21 protein-coding genes and 2 pseudogenes are annotated in these 25,975 nt (G+C 38.4%); 3 read left to right on the forward strand and 20 right to left on the reverse strand.

The features are described from left to right. The 10 genes and pseudogenes from CBI42_RS13010 to gyrA all read right to left on the reverse strand — a co-directional run. Positions 1-271 (reverse strand): annotated as a pseudogene (locus CBI42_RS13010) (hypothetical protein); the annotation flags it as partial. 9 nt (positions 272-280) lie between these two features. Next, complete coding sequence (locus CBI42_RS02585) at positions 281-1,099, reverse strand: hypothetical protein (protein ID WP_256963623.1); 819 nt, start codon at positions 1,097-1,099, stop codon at positions 281-283. 14 nt (positions 1,100-1,113) lie between these two features. After that, complete coding sequence (locus CBI42_RS02590) at positions 1,114-1,317, reverse strand: hypothetical protein (protein ID WP_049493484.1); 204 nt, start codon at positions 1,315-1,317, stop codon at positions 1,114-1,116. Between the two features lie 91 nt (positions 1,318-1,408). Beyond that, on the reverse strand, positions 1,409-2,221 hold the full coding sequence (locus CBI42_RS02595; protein WP_049493482.1) for a hypothetical protein: 813 nt from the start codon (positions 2,219-2,221) through the stop codon (positions 1,409-1,411). Next, positions 2,205-3,437, reverse strand: a complete 1,233-nt coding sequence (locus CBI42_RS02600) for a glutamyl-tRNA amidotransferase (RefSeq protein ID WP_094753192.1) — start codon at positions 3,435-3,437, stop codon at positions 2,205-2,207. Before CBI42_RS02600 ends, CBI42_RS02595 begins: the two co-directional genes overlap by 17 nt. Positions 3,438-3,462: 25 nt before the next feature. Further along, positions 3,463-4,737 carry a DUF2130 domain-containing protein gene (locus CBI42_RS02605; protein ID WP_049493480.1) on the reverse strand — a complete coding sequence of 425 codons (1,275 nt, stop codon included), beginning with the start codon at positions 4,735-4,737 and terminating at the stop codon, positions 3,463-3,465. Positions 4,738-4,832: 95 nt separating this feature from the next. Then, on the reverse strand, positions 4,833-6,113 hold the full coding sequence (locus tag CBI42_RS02610; RefSeq protein WP_049493478.1) for an O-acetylhomoserine aminocarboxypropyltransferase/cysteine synthase family protein: 1,281 nt from the start codon (positions 6,111-6,113) through the stop codon (positions 4,833-4,835). Positions 6,114-6,259: 146 nt separating this feature from the next. After that, positions 6,260-7,057, reverse strand: coding sequence for a formate/nitrite transporter family protein (locus CBI42_RS02615; protein ID WP_000254773.1), 798 nt, complete (start codon positions 7,055-7,057; stop codon positions 6,260-6,262). A gap of 143 nt (positions 7,058-7,200) precedes the next feature. Then, positions 7,201-7,944, reverse strand: coding sequence for a class A sortase (locus CBI42_RS02620; protein ID WP_033681684.1), 744 nt, complete (start codon positions 7,942-7,944; stop codon positions 7,201-7,203). Beyond that, complete coding sequence (gene gyrA, locus CBI42_RS02625) at positions 7,944-10,412, reverse strand: DNA gyrase subunit A (RefSeq protein ID WP_094753193.1); 2,469 nt, start codon at positions 10,410-10,412, stop codon at positions 7,944-7,946. The genes CBI42_RS02620 and gyrA overlap by 1 nt, the downstream gene beginning before the upstream one ends. A gap of 193 nt (positions 10,413-10,605) precedes the next feature. Between gyrA and CBI42_RS02630 the strand changes: the two genes are divergently transcribed. Then, positions 10,606-11,592 (forward strand): L-lactate dehydrogenase, encoded by a 987-nt coding sequence (locus tag CBI42_RS02630; protein ID WP_023942623.1) that lies wholly within the window; start codon positions 10,606-10,608, stop codon positions 11,590-11,592. 681 nt (positions 11,593-12,273) lie between these two features. Here the strand turns inward: CBI42_RS02630 and CBI42_RS02635 are convergent. Continuing rightward, a complete protein-coding gene (locus CBI42_RS02635; RefSeq protein WP_179211355.1) occupies positions 12,274-13,509 on the reverse strand; it encodes a tetratricopeptide repeat protein in 1,236 nt (411 codons plus the stop codon). Beyond that, positions 13,499-14,665: an AI-2E family transporter gene (locus CBI42_RS02640; protein ID WP_094753194.1), complete on the reverse strand. Its 1,167-nt coding sequence runs from the start codon at positions 14,663-14,665 to the stop codon at positions 13,499-13,501. The genes CBI42_RS02635 and CBI42_RS02640 overlap by 11 nt, the downstream gene beginning before the upstream one ends. Before the next feature lie 153 nt (positions 14,666-14,818). On the opposite strand from CBI42_RS02640, the pseudogene CBI42_RS02645 reads away from it, so the two are divergent. Then, positions 14,819-15,837: pseudogene (locus CBI42_RS02645) on the forward strand (lactonase family protein). Between the two features lie 282 nt (positions 15,838-16,119). Here the strand turns inward: CBI42_RS02645 and tuf are convergent. Both tuf and CBI42_RS02655 read right to left on the reverse strand, forming a co-directional pair. After that, complete coding sequence (tuf, locus tag CBI42_RS02650; protein WP_001040726.1) at positions 16,120-17,316, reverse strand: elongation factor Tu; 1,197 nt, start codon at positions 17,314-17,316, stop codon at positions 16,120-16,122. Positions 17,317-17,522: 206 nt separating this feature from the next. After that, positions 17,523-18,632, reverse strand: a complete 1,110-nt coding sequence (locus tag CBI42_RS02655) for an AI-2E family transporter (protein WP_070479288.1) — start codon at positions 18,630-18,632, stop codon at positions 17,523-17,525. 102 nt (positions 18,633-18,734) lie between these two features. Here CBI42_RS02655 and pbp3 point away from each other — a divergent pair, with 102 nt between their 5' ends. Further along, positions 18,735-19,976, forward strand: coding sequence for a D-alanyl-D-alanine carboxypeptidase PBP3 (pbp3, locus tag CBI42_RS02660; RefSeq protein WP_094753195.1), 1,242 nt, complete (start codon positions 18,735-18,737; stop codon positions 19,974-19,976). Positions 19,977-20,165: 189 nt separating this feature from the next. On the opposite strand, the gene sdbB is transcribed toward pbp3, so the two are convergent. The 6 genes from sdbB to atpA form a co-directional block, all read right to left on the reverse strand. Further along, the gene (gene sdbB / locus CBI42_RS02665) at positions 20,166-20,732 is read right to left on the reverse strand and encodes a thiol-disulfide oxidoreductase-associated lipoprotein SdbB (RefSeq protein ID WP_049493461.1); all 567 of its coding nucleotides are present in this window, start codon (positions 20,730-20,732) and stop codon (positions 20,166-20,168) included. An 11-nt stretch (positions 20,733-20,743) separates the two neighbouring features. Next, the gene (gene ccdA2, locus CBI42_RS02670) at positions 20,744-21,451 is read right to left on the reverse strand and encodes a thiol-disulfide oxidoreductase-associated membrane protein CcdA2 (RefSeq protein WP_042751026.1); all 708 of its coding nucleotides are present in this window, start codon (positions 21,449-21,451) and stop codon (positions 20,744-20,746) included. Positions 21,452-21,647: 196 nt separating this feature from the next. Next, positions 21,648-22,067: a F0F1 ATP synthase subunit epsilon gene (locus CBI42_RS02675; protein WP_049493458.1), complete on the reverse strand. Its 420-nt coding sequence runs from the start codon at positions 22,065-22,067 to the stop codon at positions 21,648-21,650. A 10-nt stretch (positions 22,068-22,077) separates the two neighbouring features. Further along, the gene (atpD, locus tag CBI42_RS02680) at positions 22,078-23,484 is read right to left on the reverse strand and encodes a F0F1 ATP synthase subunit beta (protein ID WP_000094357.1); all 1,407 of its coding nucleotides are present in this window, start codon (positions 23,482-23,484) and stop codon (positions 22,078-22,080) included. Positions 23,485-23,569: 85 nt separating this feature from the next. After that, a complete protein-coding gene (locus tag CBI42_RS02685) occupies positions 23,570-24,448 on the reverse strand; it encodes a F0F1 ATP synthase subunit gamma (RefSeq protein WP_070479292.1) in 879 nt (292 codons plus the stop codon). A gap of 15 nt (positions 24,449-24,463) precedes the next feature. Continuing rightward, on the reverse strand, positions 24,464-25,969 hold the full coding sequence (gene atpA, locus CBI42_RS02690; RefSeq protein WP_049493456.1) for a F0F1 ATP synthase subunit alpha: 1,506 nt from the start codon (positions 25,967-25,969) through the stop codon (positions 24,464-24,466). Between the last annotated feature and the right edge of the window lie 6 nt (positions 25,970-25,975).

Genomic DNA, 25,975 nt, shown 5'->3' on the forward strand with positions numbered 1-25,975 from the left:
TGTCTTCATATAGCTTAAGATCAATAGAATCGTGTAACACTAGAACAATAACTTTTCTAGATACAAATCTTAAATAAAATACAAAGCCGAGAACTAAAAAGACAATAACTAATAATATGAATCCCAATATTTCCAAATTGCTTTGAAATACTAAGCATACTGCCATCACATCCAAAACAAGTCCAATAATTGAGCAAATTAGAATAACCCTATCAAGTTGTAAAAGAGTGTTTTCTGTCGCCGAACCAACTATTTTTTTTACTAATCTCATATATTACTCTCATTTCACTGATTCTAAATATTTCTTCGCTTCCTGAACATAAAAGAGTTCTGGATTTTCATAGGCGATACTTTCAAACAAACTACGTGCACGAGCCTCATCTCCTTTTAGCTGGGCATTGAGAGCGCCGTAATAAGAAAACATGATTCGAGCTAGCTTACTTTCTGGCTCAGTAATGTCAAAGTAGTCGTTTGATTTTTTATTGCAATAGATATCAACAATAGCCTTTAAACTCAAAATTTCTTCCTGATATTTAAAAATTTTTGATTGAAAGTTACTTGTTAGACCTTCAATTTCTACCATCAATTCTTGCAATTCCATACAATCATTCAAATGAACCAAGTTTAGGATACTATAATACTTGATATGAAAAACATAGTACAGATTTTTAGATTTTTTTAGATTACTATTTTTTATTTTATTCAGCAATTCTAAACTATCTTGGAAGTGTCCTCTATAAAAGGATACTCTTGCATTTGCCAAATATTTTGGAAGAATCTGAACATTTCTATTTAAAGAATTTGCATCAGCTCTAGCAACTATATCCTGATACTTTGCTAAATTGATATCTTGAGATAAAATATCAATTAAAACTTTATCAAGTAATAGTTTAGATAGAAGAATAAACAATATAAGAAGGACAAGAAATATTGTTAATACCTTTGTGTAAGTGGTCGATGAATGGTTAAAAATATAGACATAAGCAATTACTGTTGAAAACACTAAAAAATACAGCAAATATTTAAATATAATTTTAAGAAAAATTAATTCTATTTTATCAGCTGACCATGTTCTAATAATTTCTATAGCTCTTTTCATATAACACTCCATAACTAGTTATTAAATAACGCAGTAATTCCTACAAATAATGCAGCTACAGCAGTTGCTGCCTCACCAACCCCAGTAGAAAAAGCAAGAATTGTCCCAACTGTTGCAATAGTAAGTCCAATCGTTTCAACTGGATGCTCTACAACCCAATTAAAAGCACTACCAACTACCTCACCAGTTGTATTTGAAATTTGGGTGAGATGATCCACCGTTCTTACCCCCGTCTCATTAGTCGTTTTAACTGTTGCGTAGTCTTGTTGGACCTGGTTACTCTCTTTTACTTAATTTAAACGAAAGGTACTAGGAAACATTATTACTTCCTAAATATTTCTTCGCTTCCTGTACACAAAAGAGTTCTGGATTTTCATGGACGATACTTTCAAACAAACTACGAGCACGAGCTTCATCTCCTTTTAGCTGAGCATTAAGAGCGCCATAATAAGAAAATATGATTCGAGCTAGCTTATTTTCAGGTTCAGTGGTGTCGAAGTAGTCGTTCGCTTCTTTATTGAACACAATATCTTTTATGGCTTGAGCTTTAGCAACGAGTTTAGCCTTACCATCTTTCGAATCTGGCGCCTTGGACAATTGTTCCTCAAAGAAAGCAATATTTTGCTCATCTTGAATATGGATAGAAGATAGAAAATTATAATATAATTTCTTCAATTCAAATATTTTTCTATTTTTTTTAGAAATATTAGAAAGATTGATATTTGAATATTGACTAAGTGATAATAAAAAATCTCCTCTGAGGTAAGATAATTCTCCTGTGATTAATTCAAAACTTACTTCATTAAATTTCTTATTAAACTTATTGGAATGACTAACATTGTATTCAAAGAAAAATTGATATTTCTTAAAATCAATCAAAACCACCTTCCAATATAGAAGAACTTTCCATGTCAATAAATTTAAAAAGATGCCAATAACTATAAATAATACCGACAAAAATAACAGATAACGTACTGCAATAATATTCTGTTTAAACAATAAAAACAAACCCAAAATTGCTATATAAACTGCAACAACTAATAAATATGTAGATAATCGAATACAAATATTATAAAGAAATTTTACATCTTTATTTGCTAATAATTTAATTAAGCTTTTCAATTTTATAAAAATCCTCCAAATAAAATTGTTTACTAGATTCTCTCTGTAAAAAATTTTCAAAATCACCTTCATCTTCAACTATTGTATACATTCCGTTGTTCACTATAAAATATTCATTATTGATCATGTAGTGTCCATCGGAGAGTCCTGAAAAATCAATGTCATCTAACTTCAATTTGTCACGTTCACTAAGTGTTAAACATAAACGAAGGGCTCCCTCTTTCATATAGTCTTTAAGAGAAATTGCTGCATATCCTCCAAATGCTTGTTTTTCTGGACTAGATGAGTTTTGATTTTGAACTGCTTTTTCTTTAATAAAAGAAGTGACTCTAAATGAACGTGATATTTGAAAACCTGGGCTAGCTAATGGTTGATCTTCAGCATCAAATACAGATAAATCATAACCTTTCTTTTTAATAGCATCTTCTACTACTGACCTAAAATCTTTTAGAACTATTTGAGCTTCATCACTTGAAACAGCATTTTTTATAAATTCCTTTAGGCCGTAGTCTTGATCAATGAAAGTAACATATTTCAATTTTTGACGCGTGTACTTAGCACCCACTTTTATGGTAACTCCCTTATCGAAAACATCAAAGACACCTACATCGGAAATATTACTATCATAGTATGAAGACTTAAGTATTAATTCGTAGTTCAAATCCCTAGAATGATAAAACTCTTGTAATTGTTGTACTTTGGCATTATTTCTCAAGTAAGTTTGAATTTCACTGCCTAGAAATGGAGAAAGAGTTCCCGCTAATACTATAATGACTACAAATCTACTCACTTTTTGATTGTACTCAACCTTTTGATAAATCCAATCTAAATACGGAAATAAAAATAATGAAAAAATGAAACTCCAAAGGTCAATATCTTTTATAAAGTCAAAGGAAACGATCATTTTAAATCTTAGCACAAACATCAGAAAAATTGCTAAAAAAATATTGCCAATCAATAGGAATGCAATCAGACATTTCGTTCGATTTTTTGCCTTTATCACATAAGTTATACCTACAATAAGATTGGCTAAAAAGCTAATTCCGTAGCCTAAGACTGTTGGAACAAGGCCAAAAACACCAAATAATAAACTATATCTTGAGTCTGAGTCACCTACCCCTTCAATATTTAAAAGACCATATAGGAGATTAAGAAGAAACACAACTAGTGGTAAATATGCAATATAGATATCCGAAAATTTCAAAGTTTTTTTCATAGGAACTCCTGTTTCTAAGGTAATACTACTCCCCCTGCAGCGCTTCAAACTTCGCTTTCATAGTTGGATTTTTCCGGGTCAATTTTTTAACAGAAACATCTTCCAATTTGTTGTTAGCTAGACGGAGTTGGTTTTCTGATGTGGTTAGGAACTTCTTAACCTCTTCCATGCGTTTGATGGCCTTGTCGATTTCATCAATAGCTTTGCCAAAGTTGGTCGAAGCAGAGTTGTAGTTCTTGGCAAAAGCTAGTTTAAAGGCGTCCAAATCTTCCTCAAAATGCGTAATGTCAATATTTTGTTCCCGAACCAAGGCCAACTCCTGCTTATATTTGAGAGAATTAAGCGCAGCATTTCTCAAAAGCCCAATCAACTGGATAAAGAACTGAGGGCGAACCACATACATCTTTTCATACTCGTGACTAACGTCAACAATCCCTGTGTTAAAGTAGTCATTATCGGCCTCAAGCATAGTCACCAAAACCGCATATTCACAGTTCTTTTCACGACGGTCCTTGTCCAATTCCTTGTAAAAATCTGCATTCTTGTGCTTCTTCTCTGTTCCATCAGCTTCATTTTTCATCTCAAACATGATGGAAATGATTTCGACCCCATTTTCATCACATTCACGGAAGATAAAGTCCCCCTTAGACCCACGCGCAGAAACCTTGTTATCCTTTTCAAAGTAAGCATTTGGAAAGGCAAAACTACGGACCTTGTTAAACTCACTCTCTGCATAGTGTTCCAGACTTTCCCCGATAGCTTTTGTAGACTGCTGTGCCTTGAAATTCTTATAAAACTCGACCTGTTCACTGGCTGCTTTGAGCTGTGCTTCATAGTTTTGCTTAACAGAAGCAAGAGAAAGCTCGTTTTCTTTTTCTTGCAAGAGAAGCTGATTTTTAACCTGGTCTCGTTCTTTTTCTAGGTCGGAGAGGGTCTTCTGTAGTTGATTTTCATGCTCTAAACGTAAGGTCGCCAATTGGTTTTCCAAGGACTGTACTTCCTTATCCTTAGCCAATAAGGCCTGATTGCTTGTCTGTTCAACCTCTTTCTTGGCCAATTCTTTTTCTGTATCAAAGTTTTGGATTTGACTCTGCAATTGAGCAATTTCTTGGTCTTTTTGAGCTAGTTTAGACTGTTGTTCATTCATGGCCTTTTGCTCTGCCAAGGCCAGTTCCTGCTTCATCCGATCGTGCAATTCCTTATCAAACTCTGCCGTTCTCACTTGAGACAAAAGTTCAACATACTGACTTTCATTTACTGTAAAGACTTCCCCACAGTTGGGGCATTTGATTTCGTTCATATCGTTCCTCTTTCTAGACTTCTGTAACCATTATATCATGCCTGAAGGAAAATCAAAAACAGCGAGTCGAAACCCACCGTTTATCTTTTTTTACTTTAAATTTTTTCCAAGGCCAAGCGCAAATCTTCGATCAAATCATCAACATTTTCAAGACCGATTGACAAGCGGATTTGGTTTGGTGTAACACCTGCTGCTTCTAGGTCCTTTTCTGACAATTGACCATGAGTGGTTGTTGCTGGATGGACAACAAGCGATTTGGCATCTGCCACATTTGCTAGGTCAGAAAAGATTTCTAAATGATCAATTACCTCGCGGGCTTCGGCCTCCCCACCTTTGACATGGAAGGTAAAGATGGAACCCACACCTTTTGGTAAATATTTCTCAGCCAAGGCATGGTAAGGACTATCTGCAAGTTTTGGATAATTGACCTTTTCTACCTTAGGATGGTTAACAAGGAAATCAACAATTTTCTCTGCATTTTGTACATGGCGTTCCACTCGAAGTGACAGGGTTTCAAGTCCATGGAGCAAGAGAAAGGCATTGAATGGTGACAAGGCTGCACCTGTATCACGAAGCAATTGAACACGGACAGCGATAATAAAGGCTGCTGCCCCCACATCACGAGTATAGCTCAAGTTGTGATAGCTTGGGTCTTCCTCAACAAATTGAGGGAATTTTCCTGAAGCTGCCCAGTCAAAACGACCACTATCAACGATCACTCCTCCAATAGTTGTACCATGTCCACCGATAAACTTAGTCGCAGAGTGAATGGCAATATCTACACCGTGAGAAAAGACATTAATCAAATAAGGTGTAGCAAAAGTATTGTCCGAAACTAGTGGAATCTGATGTTTATGAGCAATCTCAGCCAATTTTTCCAAGTCAGGAATGTTAATCAAGGGATTGCCCAAGGTTTCAATCAATACAAGCTTGGTATTGTCTTTGATCGCTGCTTCCACTTCCTCTAAATTATCCACATCCACAAAGGTTGTTGTGATACCATAACGAGGAAGGGTTTCTTTCAAGAGGTTGAAAGTCCCGCCGTAAATAGTTGATGCCGCTACTACATGATCACCAGCATGGGCAAGCGCCAAAATCGTATAAGTCACTGCGGCCATACCTGATGCGGTTGCAAGAGCTCCAACACCACCTTCAAGAGCAGCAATTCTTTCTTCGAAGGCAGCTGTTGTAGGGTTTGTGATACGAGTATAAATGTTCCCTGGTTTTCTCAAGGCAAACAAATCGGCACCTTCCTGCGTGTCATCAAAAACAAAGGATGTTGTTTGATAAATCGGCACTGCACGAGACTTGGTAGCTGGATCCACAACTTGACCAGCATGTAGTTGCAAAGTTTCAAATTTAAAATCACGAGTCATAAGGCGACCTCCAAATAGTTTGATTAAGGATATTGTAGCACCTTAAGGTATAGTTTACAAATATCAGTTTTCTATATTTTGATATAAGAAATAGCTATTACCCTATTTTAAAAACGAAAAAGCACGACTTAATCGTGCTCATTTTCTTAATCTACGTAAGTATCTTCATTTTTATTGAGGAAGGCATATGGAAGACCCATCAAGAGGCCTCCTCCGATAAAGTTTCCAATGAAGGTTACACCCCAGTGACGAAGCATATTTCCAACACCGAAGTTAGCAATTGAATCCGCAGCAACACTGAATTTTACAATCGCGAAAGAAGCAAAGTTCGCAGCGATGTGCTCGTTTGTTAAGAATACAAACATGTAAATCGCTGATAAAACGAGCCATAGTTTAGCACCACCATCTTTGACCAAAACAAATGAAAGAATCGCAATATTAACGAAAATATTTGCCAAAATCGCCTCAAGCAAGATTAATTCATTTGAACGGCCTAACTTCATCTCAACAACACCTGAGATGAAGCTATCGTGAGTTAGATGTGCATAGGCTGCCGAATGAGCAAAGCCCCAACCTGCTATCAAGGCCCCGATAAGGTTGAACAAGGTACAGTAAAGTAAAATCTCAGCTGTTTTTCTCCAAGAGATTTTTTTCAAGAAACTACCAGCAGTTAAGAACATCATGTTTGATGTTACCAACTCGGCATTCAAGAAAACAATGTAGGCCAATCCCCAAGCAAAGACAAATGGGAATAGGAAGCGTCCACTACCCGGTGCAATTTTATTAATCAAGTCAGCTCCAACTGCACCTGCAGCTGTACTGAAGGTTAAAAATGCACCTGCGAACATCGAACGAATCGCATACTTAAATTTGCTTTGACTATAAAGACTTTCTTTCTTCTTGCAAGCAAATTCAATCTTTGAGATAAATTCTGAAGAAACCATAATAAACTCCTAAAACTTTTATTTGTGATAATTATATCACAAACTTTAGAATTAAGGAAACGTTTTCTGTATTTCATAAAAGTTTATTTTACGAAAATATTAAAAGAATCAATGAAACTTAATCTTCACTGATTCTTTTAGAACTAATAAAATTGTTTATATGGTTGATTGAAGGCTGTCAAAATTTCGTCAGATGTTTGTGAATAATCTTTTGTTTCTTTCAAATCACCCTTTACAATGATCCGCTCAGTAGCTGCTGCATCCTCACAAGTTACTAAAGTAATTTCATCAACACCAGTTCGGTCATCAATTTCATCTACTCTATCTGGTGTAACTCGTTTCACTTCACTAATTTCATAGGTATACACTTTATTCTTATCTGTCAAGTGAATTTTCATCCCTTTTTTCGCACGATCTAGTGGAGAAAAAAGCATCTGACTAGCATTATCACCTGTGAAAATATGATGGCTAGCTAATGAATAATTCCCTTTACCCATTTCTTGGTCACGCTTCATGGTACCCGCACCATATAAAAGATTAACATTTGCAATCCCCTTAAAGATAGGTAAATTAATTTCAAGCTCAGGTATTGCAATTCCTCCAATAACAGGTAATTTTTGATTATCCCATTGAGAGGCTAAAACAGCTTCAGAGGAAATGGCTTTCACTGAATCAAAATCAAAATTTCCCTCTGTGTCCTGATTTTCTTCTATTTTTTCTTTTGATACTTGACTAACTTGGTATTTATTACTATTCCAAGCAATAAATGCATCACGAATCTTTGCATTAAAAATCAAAGCAATAGAGATCAGTATGAGGAATACAGCCAAGATATTTGTCAGCAGATTTTTTCGTTTGATTTTCTTATTATTCTTTTTATGAGACATTATGCTTCACCTTCTGTTTCGTTTTCTGTCCCAACTTCTTCTTTCTCTGCGGCTGCCACTGTTGTAAAGGTTACAATTTTGGCATCTTGATCCAGGCGCATCACCTTAACTCCCATAGTTGAGCGACCTGTTTGTGAAATATTAGCAACATTGGTTCGAATCATGACACCAGTATCAGTGATAATCATCAAATCTTCATCACCTTTAACTGTCATAAGACCAGCAAGGGAACCATTCTTTTCAGTAATTTTAGCAGTTTGCATCCCTTTACCACCACGACCTTTTGTTGGATATTCAGTCGCAACTGTGCGCTTACCATATCCTTTTTCAGTGATGATAAGAACCTCGTCCTGATCTGTGATTACACTAGCACCAACTACTGTGTCCCCCTCACGGAGATTAACACCTTTCACACCCGTAGCGATACGACTCATTCCCCGAACGGCTGATTGATTAAAGCGAACTGCATAACCAAACTTGGTACCAATGATAATATCCGTATCTTCTTCTGTCAACAAGACATTAATCAACTCATCTTCATCTTTCAGATTCAGTGCTTTAAGTCCATTTTGACGAATGTTAGCAAATTCCTTAACACTGGTTCTCTTCACAATACCATGACGGGTTGTGAAGAAGAGGTAAGCATCATCACTACGTTCAGATTCAACATTGATGATAGTCTGAATACTTTCGCCTTCATCCAGTTTTAAAAGATTGACAATCGGTAATCCCTTAGCTGTACGGCCATATTCAGGAATTTCATAACCTTTAAGACGATAAACACGTCCTTTATTTGTAAAGAAAAGTAGGTGATCATGGGTGCTGGTTGACACTAACTCACGAACAAAATCGTCATCCTTAACACCTGTACCTTGAACACCACGACCCCCACGTTTTTGAGCAGTAAACTCAGCTTGGTCTAGACGTTTGATGTAACCTTTGTTAGAAAGAGTGATCAAAACATCCGATTCTTCAATTAGATCCTCATCTTCAAGGCTTAAGACCTCACCGACCATCAATTCAGTACGACGTTGGTCACCAAACTTACGTTTAACTTCGTCTAATTCATCTTTGATGATCTGTGAAACACGTTCCGGCTTAGCAAGAATATCTGCTAAATCGGCAATCAGAGCCAAGAGATCATCATACTCAGACTGAATCTTATCACGTTCCAAACCTGTCAAACGACGAAGACGCATATCAAGAATGGCTTGACTTTGACGTTCAGATAACTTGAATTTACTCATCAACTCAGCTTGTGCTTCCGCATCCGTTTCACTAGCACGGATGATACGAATCACTTCGTCGATGTGGTCTAGCGCAATCAAGAGACCTTCTAAAATATGAGCACGCGCTTCTGCTTTTTCCTTATCAAAACGAGTACGACGAACAACCACTTCTTTTTGGTGTTCGATATAAGCATCCAAAATCTGACGAAGAGACAAAATCTTCGGCACCCCATTTTGGATAGCAAGCATATTGAAACCAAAGTTGGTTTGCATCTGGGTCATCTTGAAGAGATTATTAAGGATGACATTGGCTGAGGCATCGCGCTTGACTTCGATAACAAATCGAACACCTTCACGGTTTGACTCATCACGTACTGCTGTGATGCCCTCAATGCGTTTTTCCTGAACCAAACGAACAATATGCTCATGCACCTTGGTTTTATTAACCATATAAGGAAATTCTGTTACAACGATGCGCTCACGGCCAGTCTTAGTTTCTTCAATTTCAGTACGAGAACGAAGAACAATAGAACCTTTACCAGTTTCGTAAGCCTTATGAATGCCTGATTTCCCCATAACCAGGGCACCAGTTGGAAAATCTGGCCCAGGCAAGACTTCCATCAAATCCTTAGTGGTCACTTCAGGATTGTCCATGACCAACTTCACAGCATCAATAGTTTCACCCAAGTTATGAGGTGGAATATTGGTCGCCATACCGACAGCGATACCAGTAGCTCCATTAACTAAAAGATTTGGAAAACGAGCTGGAAGGACTAAAGGTTCACGTTCATTGGCATCATAGTTATCAACGAAATCAACTGTATTTTTGTTGATATCACGAAGCATCTCCAGAGCAATCTTGCTCATACGTGCCTCAGTATAACGCTGGGCGGCAGCACCATCACCATCCATGGAACCAAAGTTCCCATGACCATCTACAAGCATGTAACGGTAACTCCACCATTGAGCCATACGGACCATGGCTTCATAGATAGAGGAATCCCCGTGTGGGTGATATTTACCCATAACATCCCCTGTAATACGAGCAGATTTTTTATGAGGTTTATCTGGAGTAACACCCAATTCATTCATTCCGTAGAGAATCCGACGGTGAACAGGTTTCAAGCCATCTCGAACATCAGGAAGGGCCCGCGCTACGATAACACTCATGGCGTAGTCGATAAAGCTCGTCTTCATCTCCTTTGTCAGATTGACATTCACTAAATTTTTATCCTGCATTAATAAATGCCTCATTTCACTATTAGTATAAAATATATTATACCATAATGTCCGCCATATTTCAGGTATCTAAAACCACTAAAACGTTTACATCAAGAACTGCAAAGCATATCCGTGACAAAGCTTTTTAAAAGTGATAGAATTGAAATAACTGGGGAAATCCCTGAATAAAATTAAGGAGATGTTTAGAATAATGACTTCAACTAAACAACACAAAAAAGTTATCCTTGTCGGTGATGGTGCTGTAGGTTCTTCTTACGCTTTTGCACTTGTTAACCAAGGAATTGCACAAGAGCTTGGAATTATCGAAATTCCACAATTGCATGAAAAAGCTGTTGGTGACGCGCTTGACCTTAGTCACGCCCTTGCTTTCACTTCACCTAAAAAAATCTATGCAGCTCAATACTCTGACTGTGCAGACGCTGACCTTGTTGTAATCACTGCAGGTGCGCCTCAAAAACCAGGTGAAACTCGTCTTGACCTTGTAGGTAAAAACCTTGCTATCAACAAATCAATCGTAACTCAAGTTGTTGAATCAGGTTTCAAAGGTATCTTCCTTGTTGCTGCTAACCCAGTTGACGTCTTGACTTACTCAACATGGAAATTCTCTGGTTTCCCTAAAGAACGCGTTATCGGTTCAGGAACTTCACTTGACTCAGCTCGTTTCCGTCAAGCACTTGCTGAAAAATTGGATGTTGATGCTCGTTCAGTGCACGCCTACATCATGGGTGAACACGGTGACTCTGAGTTCGCTGTTTGGTCACACGCTAACATCGCTGGTGTAAACCTTGAAGAATTCCTTAAAGACACTCAAAATGTTCAAGAAGCTGAATTGATTGAATTGTTCGAAGGTGTTCGTGACGCAGCTTACACAATCATCAACAAAAAAGGTGCGACATACTACGGTATCGCAGTAGCTCTTGCTCGTATTACTAAAGCAATCCTTGACGATGAAAACGCAGTACTTCCACTTTCAGTATTCCAAGAAGGTCAATACGGAGTTAAAAACGTCTTTATCGGTCAACCAGCTGTTGTTGGTGCACATGGTATTGTTCGTCCAGTAAATATCCCATTGAACGACGCAGAAACTCAAAAAATGCAAGCATCTGCTAAAGAATTACAAGCTATCATTGACGAAGCATGGAAAAACCCAGAATTCCAAGAAGCTTCTAAAAACTAATTGTAACTAGGTTCTCATTAAATGAGAACTCCATACCGAAGACAAACATTATTCTAGTGTTTGTCTTTTTTATTTCTCCAGATATCCTATCCTTAAAAAATTTGAAACCTCTACAAAATACTTTTCAATGCAAAAAAATTTCCCGCCCTGTTTTCCGTGGTTTTTCCGATCTAAGTCAATCTTAACTTCCACATAAACTTAGCTTGATTATCAAAACTTTGTGAGTATATTTGCGGTTATTGGATACGATTCAGTCATAGATGAAGGAAAATCAATAACTTGTCCAATCTGACTAAGAAAATGTTCTTGCGGAACGAGTTCATCTAGCGTGTAAAAGACAACCTGATTGCGGTTATTGTCTGGATTTTCTTTATGAAACATAGGAAACATCTCACAACTTTTCTGACATCTATTATACGACTTTAGAAAAAATGCCCTTAGAAACTTTTAATCTAAGGGCTTTGTTTTCAGTCTGAGTTTCTTATAAAATGAGAACTTTTCTTTTTATTGTTATAAAATCTAAGATTGTACTTTTAAAAATATTACTTATCTCACTTCTTATGTATTGTATTGTAAATTCGAATACAAACACAACAACTCAAATATACTCTCACCATACAATAGATAAAATAACCTGTAGATGATACTATGAAAAATGATAAGATATAGATTTAAAACATTTTATTCCTGCAATCTCTCATACAATTCTTGCATTTGCACATCATCTGGAACTAGTTTTAAGTAAGTTTGAGCATTGACTTTTGCTTCTTCAAAATAACCCAATTCACGCAAGAGATAGATATAGTGTTCCAGAAACTCTGGATTGTCCTTTAAATCTCCTGCCAACTCTTGATAATGCTCGTAGGCAGTATCCAAATCGTCCATTTCTTGATAGGAACGAGCAATCATCCACTTGGTCAAAAGATTCTCTGGCTCATCATTTTGCAAGTCTAGAATGTCCTCATAACGTTCCTGTTCTAGATAAATAGTGGCTAGGCGGAGTAAGATTTCTTCCGTATCCTCAGCGTCTTCTTTTGCAGTAAGGAGGTAGTTTTCTGCACCACTGACATCATGCAATTCATAAGAGAATTGTGAAGCAGCCAGCAAGAGGCGAGTTTCAAAGGGATTTTTCTCTAAGCCTTGCTTAGTGATACGCAGGGCTTCTTGAACTTGATGTTCCTTATGTAAGGCCTGACTGTAACCATACTCATATCCTTCAAAATCAGGTGAAATGGTATCAAGTTGCTTAAAGTAGAGGACAGCTTTTTGGTATTCTTCTCTATCAAAGTAAAGACTGGCCAACTCAAAAGCTGTTAGGTCATCGTATTCTAACTCCAGGGCTTTTTCTAAAAACTCTGTAGCTGTTTCAAATTTCCCTAACTGGGCATAGGCAAAGCCAATCCGTTGATAGGTAGAAATGCCTGTTTGCTCATAAATAGTACGATTATCTAACTGGGCATAACCTTGAATAGCTTCTTGGTAATTTTCCAACTCACTATCCAACTCTGCTAATCCCAATATCAAGAGAGGATCCTCTGAGTAAGTCAATGCTTCTAACAATTTCTCACGCGCTACATCTGTCAAACCTTCCAGCTGGTAAAGGTCTGCTTTAAGTGCCAAAGCTGAAACATACCAGTCACTGTCAGCTTGGATTTCCTCAAGATAAGCAAAGGCTTCTTCAATTTGACCATCCTCGCTAGCAATAGCTGCCAGATTGAGATTAACCTCTGGAAAATCCTCTATGATTTTCAGGTAAATTTCCTTTGCCTGAGGATAAAAACCAATCCCTTCAAGATAGGTAGCTAACTCATACAGAAGGTCACTTGGATCATTTTCTAAAGCTTTGACGAAATAGTGATCAGCCTTGGTTAAATCTTGCTCTTCCAAAGCCTGTAACATCTGTTGACTATTGTTCACTCTTGATTTCCTCTCCCTCTAGTTCATATAGGCCACTGACTACCTTATACCATTCAAAAATGGCTGAAATGACAACTTTAGCAGAAGCATAAACCGGAATACCGAGTAAAACTCCCCAGATACCAAACATGGATCCTGAAGTCAACAAAACAAAGAGAACATTAATGGGATGGATGTTTAATTGACTTCCCAAAATCAATGGAGAGACAAAACGGCCTTCAATAGTTTGTTCTACGATAAAGACAATCACTACTTTTAAAAGCATAACTGGCCCAGCAATCAAGCCCAATACTAGGGCAGGAAGCATGGCTAAGAAGCTACCCAAATAAGGAACCAGATTTAAAATACCAGCAGTAACCCCCAACGTAACTGCATAGCGTAGACCAATGATTTTGAAGAAAATGATAAACATTACTGCTACAATAATAGCCACTGTTACTTGCCCTCTAACATAGTTGGACAACTGTTGATTCACATCTGATAAAACTTGTCCTACTGGTTCTTTCAATTTCGTTGGCATGAATTGGGTTAAATAGTTACGCAAGCCTTTCCCATCACGCAAAAGGTAAAAGAGCATGAAAGGAACGATAATCAAGGCAACAATCACTTGAGATGCCCCGCTAATAAATGCACTCACCCAATTGACTGCCTGAGATGAAACCTTACTTGCCCAAACTGTAGCCTGACTAGAGAAGTTTGTTAAAACTTGCTCTAACTGAGGTCTGAAATCATCTGGTAAACGCTTGGTGACCAAATCATTAATAACTCGATCAGCATCTTCGAGATAGATTGGTACATTTCTTGCAAAGGTTAAAACTTGACGTTGCAGATTTGGAATGGCCACTGCCAAGCCCCAAATGATAAAGAGAGCGATGATCACAAAGACAATACTGATTGCGATGACACGATTAATCTTATGCTTCTCCAACCAATCAACAATGGGATTCAGTAAATAGTATAGTAAACCAGATAGAATGACTGGCAACATCACGACTGCCAAAAAGTCTAAAACAGGTGAAAATAGAAAACTAATCTTACTTAAAATAAAAAGATTCAGTCCCAATAACAAAGTTACTAAGAATACCGTAATTGCCTTGTTATCCAAAAACCACTTGAAAAACCAAGATAGGCTAAAATGTTTCTCTTTTTGATCCATAAATACTTCCTTTCTATTGTTCTCTCATTATACCATTTTTAAATCAAAATAACTGTTTTTTAAAGTGCTTACATACTACTCAATTGCACCGCATAGCATATTATAAATTCATTTTGTGATATAATAGACTTATCTTTATAAAGAGGTAAAGTTATGAAAGAAACTGTTTATTTTGGAACTTATACACGTCGGACTTCCCAAGGGATTTACAAGGCAGACTTCGATACAGAAACTGGTCAACTTTCAAATCTAGAACTTTTTGCAGCTGAGCCAAGTCCGACCTACCTTGCCTTTGACCAACACCAACATTTATACACTGTTGGTAGTCAAGACGATAAGGGGGGGATTGCAGCCTATCAAACTGATGGAACCTTATTAAATCATGTCGTGGAAGAAGGAGCTCCCCACTGTTATGTTGCCGTTGATGAAAAGCGTGATTTGGTGTACGCAGCAAACTACCACAAGGGACAGGTCCTTGTTTATAAACGTCAGGAAGATGGTCGTCTTCTACTTAGTGATGTGGATCAACACAGTGGCCAAGGTCCACATGAAAATCAAGCTTCTCCACATGTTCACTATACAGATTTAACACCTGACCACTATCTAGTGACTTGCGTTGCGACTTGGGAACTGACCAAGTCATCACTTATGATCTTGATCAAGAAGGAAAATTATCTAAACTCTATACCTATCACAGCCAGCCAGGAGCAGGCTCACGCCATATTATTTTCCATAACCATTATAAAATTGCTTATCTCATTTGTGAACTTAATAGCACTATCGAGGTTCTAATCTACGATGGTGTTGGCGAATTTGAACGCATGCAAGTCATTTCAACTCTACCAGACGGTTATGAAGGCTTTAATGGTACTGCTGCTATTCGTCTCTCTAAAGACGGTAAATACCTCTACGCTTCTAACCGTGGTCATGATTCTATCGCAGTATATACAATCCTTGCGGACGGTAGTTTAGAGTTGTTAGAAATCGTTCCGACTCATGGTCAGACTCCACGTGATTTTGATTTGACACCGGATCAAGAATTTGTCATTGCTGTCCATCAGGACTCTGACAATGCAACCGTCTTTAAACGCAATCCTGAAACTGGTCGTCTAGCAGAACTTTCTAATGACTTCCATGTCCCAGAAGCGGTCTGCATCAGTTTTGCTAATTAATATAATTATAACTGACCAACTAACGGAGCTACACACCAAAGACAAACATCATTTTAGTGTTTGTCTTTTTTATATCTACAAATTACTCCCCCAAAAAAAGATGGAATCTTTCTCAAAACAATTTTTCCATGAAAAGTAAAAATATTTCACAGCCATCATTTATTTGTCTCACACCTAACGGAGCTAGACGGACTAATAGTGACATAATGAAAAAGAACCTTGCAAAGCAAGATTCTTTTAGTGTCTGACTTAAATAATTGTTCTTCTGGGAACTAAATCGAATTAAGCTTCGATTTCTGTAACCATACCTGAACCAACAGTACGTCCACCCTCACGGATAGAGAATGTAGTACCTTGTTCTACGGCGATTGGGTGGATCAACTCAACGTCGATTGTCACGTTATCACCAGGCATTACCATTTCAGTACCTGCTGGAAGTTCGATTGAACCTGTAACGTCAGTAGTACGGAAGTAGAATTGTGGACGGTAGTTGTTGAAGAATGGAGTGTGACGTCCACCTTCTTCTTTAGTAAGGATGTAAACTTCACCTTTGAATTTAGTGTGTGGGTTGATTGAACCTGGTTTAGCGATAACTTGTCCACGTTCGATTTCGTCACGTTGAACACCACGAAGAAGGACACCTACGTTATCTCCGGCAAGACCTTCGTCAAGTTGTTTACGGAACATTTCAACACCAGTAACAACTGCTTTTTGAGTTTCTTCTTTGATACCAACGATTTCGATTTCGTCGTTGACTTTAACGATACCACGGTCGATACGTCCTGAAGCAACTGTACCACGTCCAGTGATTGAGAATACGTCTTCGACTGGAAGAAGCAATGGTTTGTCAGTGTCACGTTCTGGTTCTGGGATGTACTCATCAACTGTGTTCATCAATTCCATAACGATGTCTTCGTATTTAGTGTCACCTTCAAGGGCTTTAAGAGCTGAACCTTGGATAACTGGAAGATCGTCACCTGGGAAGTCGTATTCTGACAATAGGTCACGGATTTCCATTTCAACCAATTCAAGCAATTCTTCGTCGTCAACCAAGTCAACTTTGTTCATGAAGACGATAAGGTGTTTAACACCAACCTGACGTGAAAGAAGGATGTGCTCACGAGTTTGTGGCATTGGTCCGTCAGTTGAAGCTACTACAAGGATAGCTCCGTCCATTTGAGCGGCACCAGTGATCATGTTTTTAACGTAGTCCGCGTGTCCTGGAGCGTCGATGTGAGCGTAGTGACGTTTTTCAGTTTCGTACTCAACGTGCGCAGTGTTGATTGTGATACCGCGTTCGCGTTCTTCTGGAGCAGCATCGATAGACGCATAGTCTTTAGGTTGGTTAACTGATGAAGGCAAGCGACGTGCCAAAACAGTTGTGATAGCTGCAGTTAGGGTAGTTTTACCGTGGTCAACGTGTCCGATAGTACCAATGTTAACGTGTGGTTTACTACGATCGTATTTTTCTTTTGCCATTTGAGTAAAAGCCTCCAATAAAATATATTTTATAGATAGACAGTAGGCAATACAGTCTAACTTTCCTTACTATTTTATCAAATTTCAGCTAAATTGCAAGTGTTTTACAAAGTTTTTGTGAATTATTCTTAATCTACTAATCTAAACGGCACTTCCACTCCTATCACTTGCCTAAATAAAAAGAAAAATCAGGAATTTCCTGACTTTTACTTAGCTAATTCTCTTTCTCGTTCTTTCATTATTTTATGATTTTCATACAAACGTGATAAAAACTTAGAAATTTCTTTCAAGATAGAATAGGTTGGTACTGCGACAATCATGCCAATGACACCATAGATATTACTTGATAACAAAAGCAATACTAAAATCGTAATTGGATGAACCTTCATTACCCCACCAACGATTCGAGGGTAGAGGATATTTCCATCTACTTGTTGAATAATCAGCATATAAACAACTGCAATCAGCATTCTATGAGGATCAGTAAAGACATTAGCGATAATCATTGGAATCAAGCCAATACTTGGTCCTACATAAGGAATGAGATTGGCTAATCCTGAAAAGATGGCGAAGACCAATGCATATTTTAAACCAATAATACTATATCCAATAAAGGCCAAACACCCAATAATAATCGCATCAATTGCAACTCCACTAATATAGCGAGCAATTGTCGCATTCAAATTCTTTAATAGGCCTGCAATATGTAGCTTATCTCTCTTTAAAACAGTACGTTCAAGCATCGGCAAGAACTTGTTACCGTCTAACAAAAAATAAATTAAGAACACAGGGGTCATGATAATAATCAAAACGGTACTAAAGAGCGCAGATAAGACACTTCCAACACTATTCGTCACACTATTTAAGATATTTTGTAGAATATCTACATAGGATAGATTTAATTGTTGAATTGTCGCTTGAATATCTAAATTTTGAAAGGCTGGATAAGTAGATAAATCCACAATCAAATCTTGCAAACGACTATAAATTGTCTGACTTGTTGCTATCAAACTGGTCAACTGATTAATCAAAATCGGTAAAAGATAAACTACCCCAATAACTAGCCCCCAGACCAAGGTACACAAGGTTAGTAAAATACCAATGATACGGTTAATTTTGAAATACTTTTGTAAAAAATTTACAATAGGATTGGTCAAATAATATAAAAAACCACCTAAAAGAAAGGGAATCATTATAGTGTTTGCAACGCTTACAAAAGGTGTAATAATCGCTCCCATCTGTCTCCATAAATAGAAGATGATGGTTAATAGTAAAATCTCACTGGTCCAAAAAAATAATTTATTCTTACGAAACATGAAGTACCTCCATTCATCTATTTTACCACACTTTCAAAAAAGCTTCTTTCTTCTATCATGAAACTGGGAATATTTTTTTCTTTATGATAGAATAAACTTACTATGAAAAAAATAATTTTAACTCTTTTAAGCCTTTCCGTTATTGGCTCAGCATCTACTGTTGCTGCCCAAGATTTTAATATTGCTGCTAAACATGCAATTGCTGTTGAGGCGAATACTGGTAAAATTCTCTATGAGAAAGATGCAACCCAGCCAGTTGAAATTGCTTCAATCACAAAGTTAATTACTGTTTATCTTGTCTATGAAGCCTTGGAAAACGGCAGTATTACACTATCAACTCCGGTAGATATTTCTGATTATCCTTACAAATTAACGACAAATTCTGAAGCGAGTAACGTTCCTATGGAAGCTCGTAATTATACTGTCGAACAACTACTTGAGGCAACCCTGGTATCTAGCGCCAACAGTGCGGCTATTGCGCTAGCTGAGAAAATTGCTGGCTCAGAAAAAGATTTCGTCGATATGATGCGGGAAAAACTCTTGGAATGGGGAATTTCGGATGCAACTGTTGTCAATACGACGGGGCTTAACAATGAGAGTCTAGGTGATAACATTTACCCAGGCTCTAAAAAAGATGAGGAAAATAAGCTCAGTGCTTATGATGTCGCTATCGTTGCTCGCAACCTCATCAAAAAATACCCACAAGTCTTAGAAATCACGAAAAAACCTTCTTCTACTTTTGCTGGAATGACAATCACTTCTACCAATTACATGTTAGAGGGTATGCCTGCTTATCGCGGTGGTTTTGATGGATTAAAAACAGGGACCACAGATAAGGCTGGAGAGTCTTTTGTTGGTACTACTGTCGAAAAAGGCATGAGGGTTATCACAGTTGTTTTGAATGCGGATCATCAAGACAATAATCCTTACGCTCGCTTCACAGCTACATCTTCACTAATGGATTATATCTCTTCTACATTCACACTTCGCAAAATCGTTCAGAAAGGTGATGCCTATCAAGATAGCAAAGTCCCTGTACAAGATGGGAAAGAAAATACAGTCACTGCTGTTGCCAAAGATGATATTTCTCTAATTGAACGTGTTGGAGGTCAATCTTCCAAGTCTATTCAATTCACGCCTGATTCTAAAGCAATCCCAGCACCACTTGAAGCCGGAACAGTGGTTGGACATTTGACTTATGAAGACTCAGACTTGATTGGTCAAGGTTACATCACCACAGAACGTCCTAGTTTTGAAATGGTAGCAGAAAAGAAAGTAGAAAAAGCCTTCTTCTTAAAAGTTTGGTGGAATCAGTTTATCCGCTTTATCAACGAGAAGCTATGATATAATAAACTTCTTAAAGCTAAAAAATAAATATTATGTTTAAAGAAAAAGAAGGGGAATCTGTATAATACAGAACTCCCTTCTTTTTTAAACTTAATTTATTGATAGCAAAAATCCCCTAAATCTTAGATTAATACTATCTAAAATCTAGGGGATTGATTGTATAAATACTATTTTAAAATCTTGATTCTAGTTCATTTCTTTAAAGGCTGCTTCTGCATCCTCGTTGCTGATGACACCAAATTGAATCTTTCCAATCTTTCCTTGACTATCAATCAGGTATTCTGTAGGAATGCTTCGAATTTGATAAGCTTGGAAGGTGGTTCCTTTTGTGTCATAAAGTACTGGGATATCTTTATATCCTTGATCTTGGAACCATTGTGGAAATTGCTCGACAGTTTTTTCACCTTGAATTCCTGGTGCAATGACACTAAGAATTTCAAAATCACGATCTGGTTTCGCTGCTAATTCCATCAACTCAGGCATACTTTTCTTACATGGACCACACCATGAAGCCCAAAACTTCAAGTAGACTTTTTTCCCCTTATAATCAGATAACTTAACTTCTTTACCATCCATAGATTGCAAGGTGAAGTCTGGAGCATCTTTTCCAACAGCAATTTGTTGTACAGGCGTTTGTTGCTGTTGTTTTGGGGATTGTTCCGGTGCTTGAGTCTTTTTAGTCTCTTCCTCGCCACAGGCCATCAATACAACTAGTGACAAGAGGCTTAAGCCAGCAAACATTACTTTTTTCATCTTTTTCTCCTTTATTCAAAAATACCAGCTAGAACATTTACTTGTCCTAATAGTAACAAAATTCCCATTAAAATAATGAGGAAACCACCAATTTTCTTCAGTAGCATCATATGGCGCTTGAGTTTACTAAAATAAGGCATCACTACGCCTGAAGCTAGAGCCAAGACCAAGAAAGGAATGGCCATTCCCAGAGTGTAAATAAGAGTATAGATAGCTCCTTGCCAAGCGCCATTACCTCCAGAAGCCGCAAGTGCTAAGACAGAACTTAAAACCGGCCCAATACAAGGCGTCCAACCAAAGCTAAAGGTAATACCAAGTAAAAAAGCTGACCAATAACGATTAGAATCTGATTTTTTAAAGGTAAAGCTTTTTTGAACCTCTAATTTCTTAAAATGAAAAATTTCCATCTGGTGAAGGCCCAAAATGATAATAATTGTTCCCATGACATATCGAAACCAATTTGCATAGAGAATATTACCAAAGTAACCAGCACCAAATCCTAAGATAAAGAAAATGAGAGAGATACCTGCAATAAAGCAAAGTGTTCGAATCAAACCTGACCAGGCAACTTTTTTCCCAAATAATGAAAAACTTTTTGCACTATCCTGATCATCCAATAAGATACCAGTATAGACAGGTAACAGAGGGAAAATGCAAGGGGAAAAGAAGGACAAGATCCCTGCTAGAAAAACAGAGATTGAAAATACTATCGTTTCCAATAAAGAACCAACTTTCTTAATAATTCTAATTCTATTTTACTATAATCAATTTTATTTGTATGATTTCTGCTACGCAAATTGAACTATGCAATCTTTTAATTATCTTTTATATCTCTAGACAATTCTAATTTTGCATCAGTTTTGCTCCCTAAGAAAACATAAAAAATGAACTTGGTAACTCAAGTTCATTTTTTTCTTATAGTCTATTTCCGACATTAATACGGTTAATGGCACGTTGCAGTGCAATCTTCGCACGACGTTCTTGGTCAATCAAGTGTTTGTCGTGTGCTTCTTCAATTTCACGCTCTGCTCGAAGTTTGGCACGTTCTGCACGACTAACGTCGATATCACGAGCACGTTCTGCAGAGTCAGCAACAATTGTGACAACGCCATTGGCAACTTCGATAACGCCCCCGTTCACTGCAATCCAGTTCACGTGATTTTCATCATCTACACGTTTAACCTTAACCTCATCAACTGCTAAAACTGCAATCATATTTTCATGTCGTGGCAAGATTCCCATCTCACCATCCAGAGTTCGAACTGATACAAAGCTGGCATGGTGATCATAGACGAGACCATCTGGTGTCACGATCTGGACAGTTAACTGAGCCATAGATCACCTCTTAAAATCCCATTTTTTCAGCTTTTGCAATCACATCTTCGATAGAACCTACACCACGGAAGGCATCTTCTGGCAAGTGGTCATGTTTACCATCAAGGATTTCCTTAAAGCCACGAACAGTTTCAGCAACTGGGACATAAGAACCTGGCTGACCAGTAAATTGTTCAGCAACGTTAAAGTTTTGTGACAAGAAGAACTGGATACGACGTGCACGAGCCACCAAGGTCTTTTCTTCATCAGAAAGCTCATCCATACCAAGGATAGCAATGATATCTTGCAACTCATGGTAACGTTGAAGGACTCGTTTTACCTCAGCAGCAACTGCATAGTGCTCTTCTCCAACGATTTCAGGTGCCAAGGCACGTGAGCTTGAAGCAAGTGGGTCAACGGCTGGGTAGATACCCAACTGTACCAACTTACGTTCCAAGTTTGTTGTTGAATCCAAGTGAGCGAAAGCTGTTGCTGGCGCTGGGTCAGTATAGTCATCCGCAGGCACATAGATAGCTTGGATAGAGGTTACAGAACCCTTCTTAGTTGATGTGATACGCTCTTGTAATTGACCCATTTCCGTAGCAAGTGTTGGTTGGTAACCAACGGCTGATGGCATACGACCTAAAAGGGCAGATACTTCTGAACCAGCCTGAGTGAAACGGAAGATATTGTCAATAAAGAGAAGCACGTCTTGGCCTTCTACATCACGGAAGTATTCGGCGATTGTCAAACCAGTAAGGGCAACACGCATACGTGCTCCTGGTGGCTCATTCATCTGACCAAATACCATGGCTGTTTTCTCAATTACGCCTGATTCTTTCATTTCCCAGTAAAGGTCGTTCCCTTCACGAGTACGTTCCCCAACACCGGTAAATACTGAAATACCACCGTGTTCTTGGGCAATGTTGTGAATCAATTCTTGGATTAAGACGGTTTTACCAACTCCGGCACCACCGAAAAGTCCAACTTTACCACCTTTAAGGTAAGGGGCAAGAAGGTCGATAACCTTAATCCCTGTTTCAAGGATTTCAGAAGAGGTAGACAACTCATCAAAAGTTGGAGCTTTTTTATGAATTGGCTGACGCTCTGCATCTTCTGTAAAAGGAGCTTCCAAGTCAATGGTATCTCCCAAAACGTTGAAGACACGTCCCAAAGTTTCTTTACCTACTGGTACAGAGATTGGACGACCTGTGTCCAATACTTCCATTCCACGAGTCAAACCATCTGTTGATTCCATGGCGATAGTACGAACCATACCATCTCCCAACTCCAAGGCTACTTCAAGGACGATTTTTGTTTTTCTTTCGTCATTTTTGTAGACGACAAGTGCATTGTTAATCTCAGGAAGTTTTTCCCCTGCTGCAAACAAGACGTCTACAACGGGACCGATAACCTGAGCAATTTTACCTGAACTCATCTCCTTCTCCTATTCTATATAAGATACTGTCGGTCCCTAGCTTAACTAGGTCCTAAGTTCATTTTCATACGAGCTGGACTAGTGCCTATTCTAAGGCACTAGCTCCTGCTACGATTTCTGTAATTTCTTGTGTAATCGCCGCCTGTCTGGCACGGTTATACTGAATTGTCAAATCATTAATGACTTTCTTAGCATTATCTGTCGCTGTTTGCATGGCTGTCATACCTGCAGCATTTTCAGCTGTCTTAGCATCGATAATAGCCCCGTAAATCATACTTTCTGCAAACTGAGGCAACAACTGCTCCAAAATTTCTTCTCGGCTAGTTTCCAATTCAAAGGTCAAGCTGTAACTGTCATCTGCTTCATTTGGATCCAAGTCAACAATTGGAAGCATTTGTTCTACACGCATTTGACTGGTTAGCGTATTGACATGGTGGTTATAGCAGACATAGAGTTCATCAAAAAGTTCATTTTGATACATTTCAACTGTTTTTGAAATAATCTTACGGACTTCATCAAAGCTAGGTTGGTCTGCCAAGCCACGTAATTCATAAAGTGGTTGAATACCACGAGCCTTAAAGAAATCAGCTCCCATTCCACCAATACAAATCATTTCAAAACCTTTACCATCTGGATGGTATTCTTCTTTCAGCTCCATAATGGCTTTCAGAATAGAGGAATTATAACCTCCAACCAAACCGCGGTCTGAAGTAATGACGATATAACCTGTCTTCTTAACTGGACGACTAATCAACATCGGATTGGTTGAACTGCCGGCTCCATTACCATGAAGAATATCCGTCAAAAGTTTACGAACTTTCTGAGCATAAACTTGGAAGTTGCGAGCAGCTTCTTCAGAACGACCTAGCTTAGCAGCTGATACCATCTGCATGGCATTAGTGATTTGACTCGTATTTTTTGTTGAGGCGATTTTTGTTTTAATATCATTTAGAGATACTGCCATCTGACACCTCTATTCTTATTGGAAGCTGGTTTGATTGAGAAACTCTGTAATCGCATCATCCAAGACTGCTTCGTCTGGCAAGTCTTTTGTATCACGAATGGTTTCCAAAATCTCTGGATGTTGAGCATCAAAGAAGGCATGGAACTCTTCCTCAAAACGAACAATTTCATCTACTGGAACAGTATCCAAGAAACCATGTGTCAAAGCATAGAGAATGGTTACTTGTTTCTCAACAGGTAATGGTTTGTGAACAGGTTGTTTCAAGACTTCAACTGTACGACGTCCACGGTTCAACTTAGCCTGTGTTGCTGCGTCCAAGTCAGAACCAAACTTAGTGAAGGCTTCCAACTCACGGTATGAAGCAAGGTCGATACGAAGTGTACCAGCAACCTTTTTCATGGCTTTAATTTGTGCAGAACCACCTACACGAGATACAGATGAACCCGCGTCAATGGCTGGACGAATACCCGCATTGAAGAGACCATCACCAAGGAAGATTTGTCCATCAGTGATTGAAATCACGTTGGTTGCGATATATGCAGAGATATCTCCTGCTTGTGTCTCGATAAACGGTAGGGCTGTAATAGATCCACCACCAAGTTCATCAGAAACTTTAGCTGAGCGCTCAAGCAAACGGCTGTGAAGGTAGAAAACATCCCCTGGGAAGGCTTCACGACCTGGAGGACGACGAAGCAAAAGAGACAGTTCACGATAAGCTACCGCTTGTTTTGAAAGATCATCATAAACGATCAAAACATGCTTCCCTTGGTACATAAATTCCTCTGCCATGGCAACCCCAGCATAAGGAGCTAGGAAGAGCAATGGAGATGGTTGTGAAGCAGAGGCTGTCACAACGATTGTGTAGTCCAAGGCACCGTACTGACGAAGTGTTTCTACTTGCGTACGAACTGTTGATTCTTTCTGTCCAATCGCTACGTAGATACAGATCATATCTTGACCCTTTTGGTTCAAGATTGTATCAATCGCAATTGTTGTTTTCCCTGTCTGACGGTCACCGATAATCAACTCACGTTGACCACGACCAATCGGTACAAGGGCGTCAATAGCTTTCAAACCAGTTTGCAATGGTTCTGATACAGACTTACGTTGCATAACACCAGGAGCTGGTGCTTCTACTGGACGAGTTTTATCAGTGTGGATTTCTCCAAGACCGTCAACTGGACGACCAAGCGGATCCACAACACGACCAATCAGACTTTCACCTACTGGGACTTCCATGATTTTACCTGTACGGCGGATTGTATCGCCTTCACGGATATCTGTAAAGTCACCTAGGATGATAATACCAACGTCTGTTGACTCCAAGTTTTGAGCCATCCCATAAGAGCCGTTTTCAAAAATCAACAACTCTCCACTCATGGCATTTTCAAGGCCGTGAGCACGCGCGATACCGTCCCCGATATAGGTTACAACACCTGTTTCAGTCACATCAAAATTGGGTTTGAAATTTTCAATTTGTTGCTTAATTAAAGCGCTGATTTCTTGTGCGTTAATTGCCAAAAGAAC

It is taken from the genome of Streptococcus sp. KR (assembly GCF_002238115.1).
Taxonomy (GTDB): Bacteria; Bacillota; Bacilli; order Lactobacillales; family Streptococcaceae; genus Streptococcus.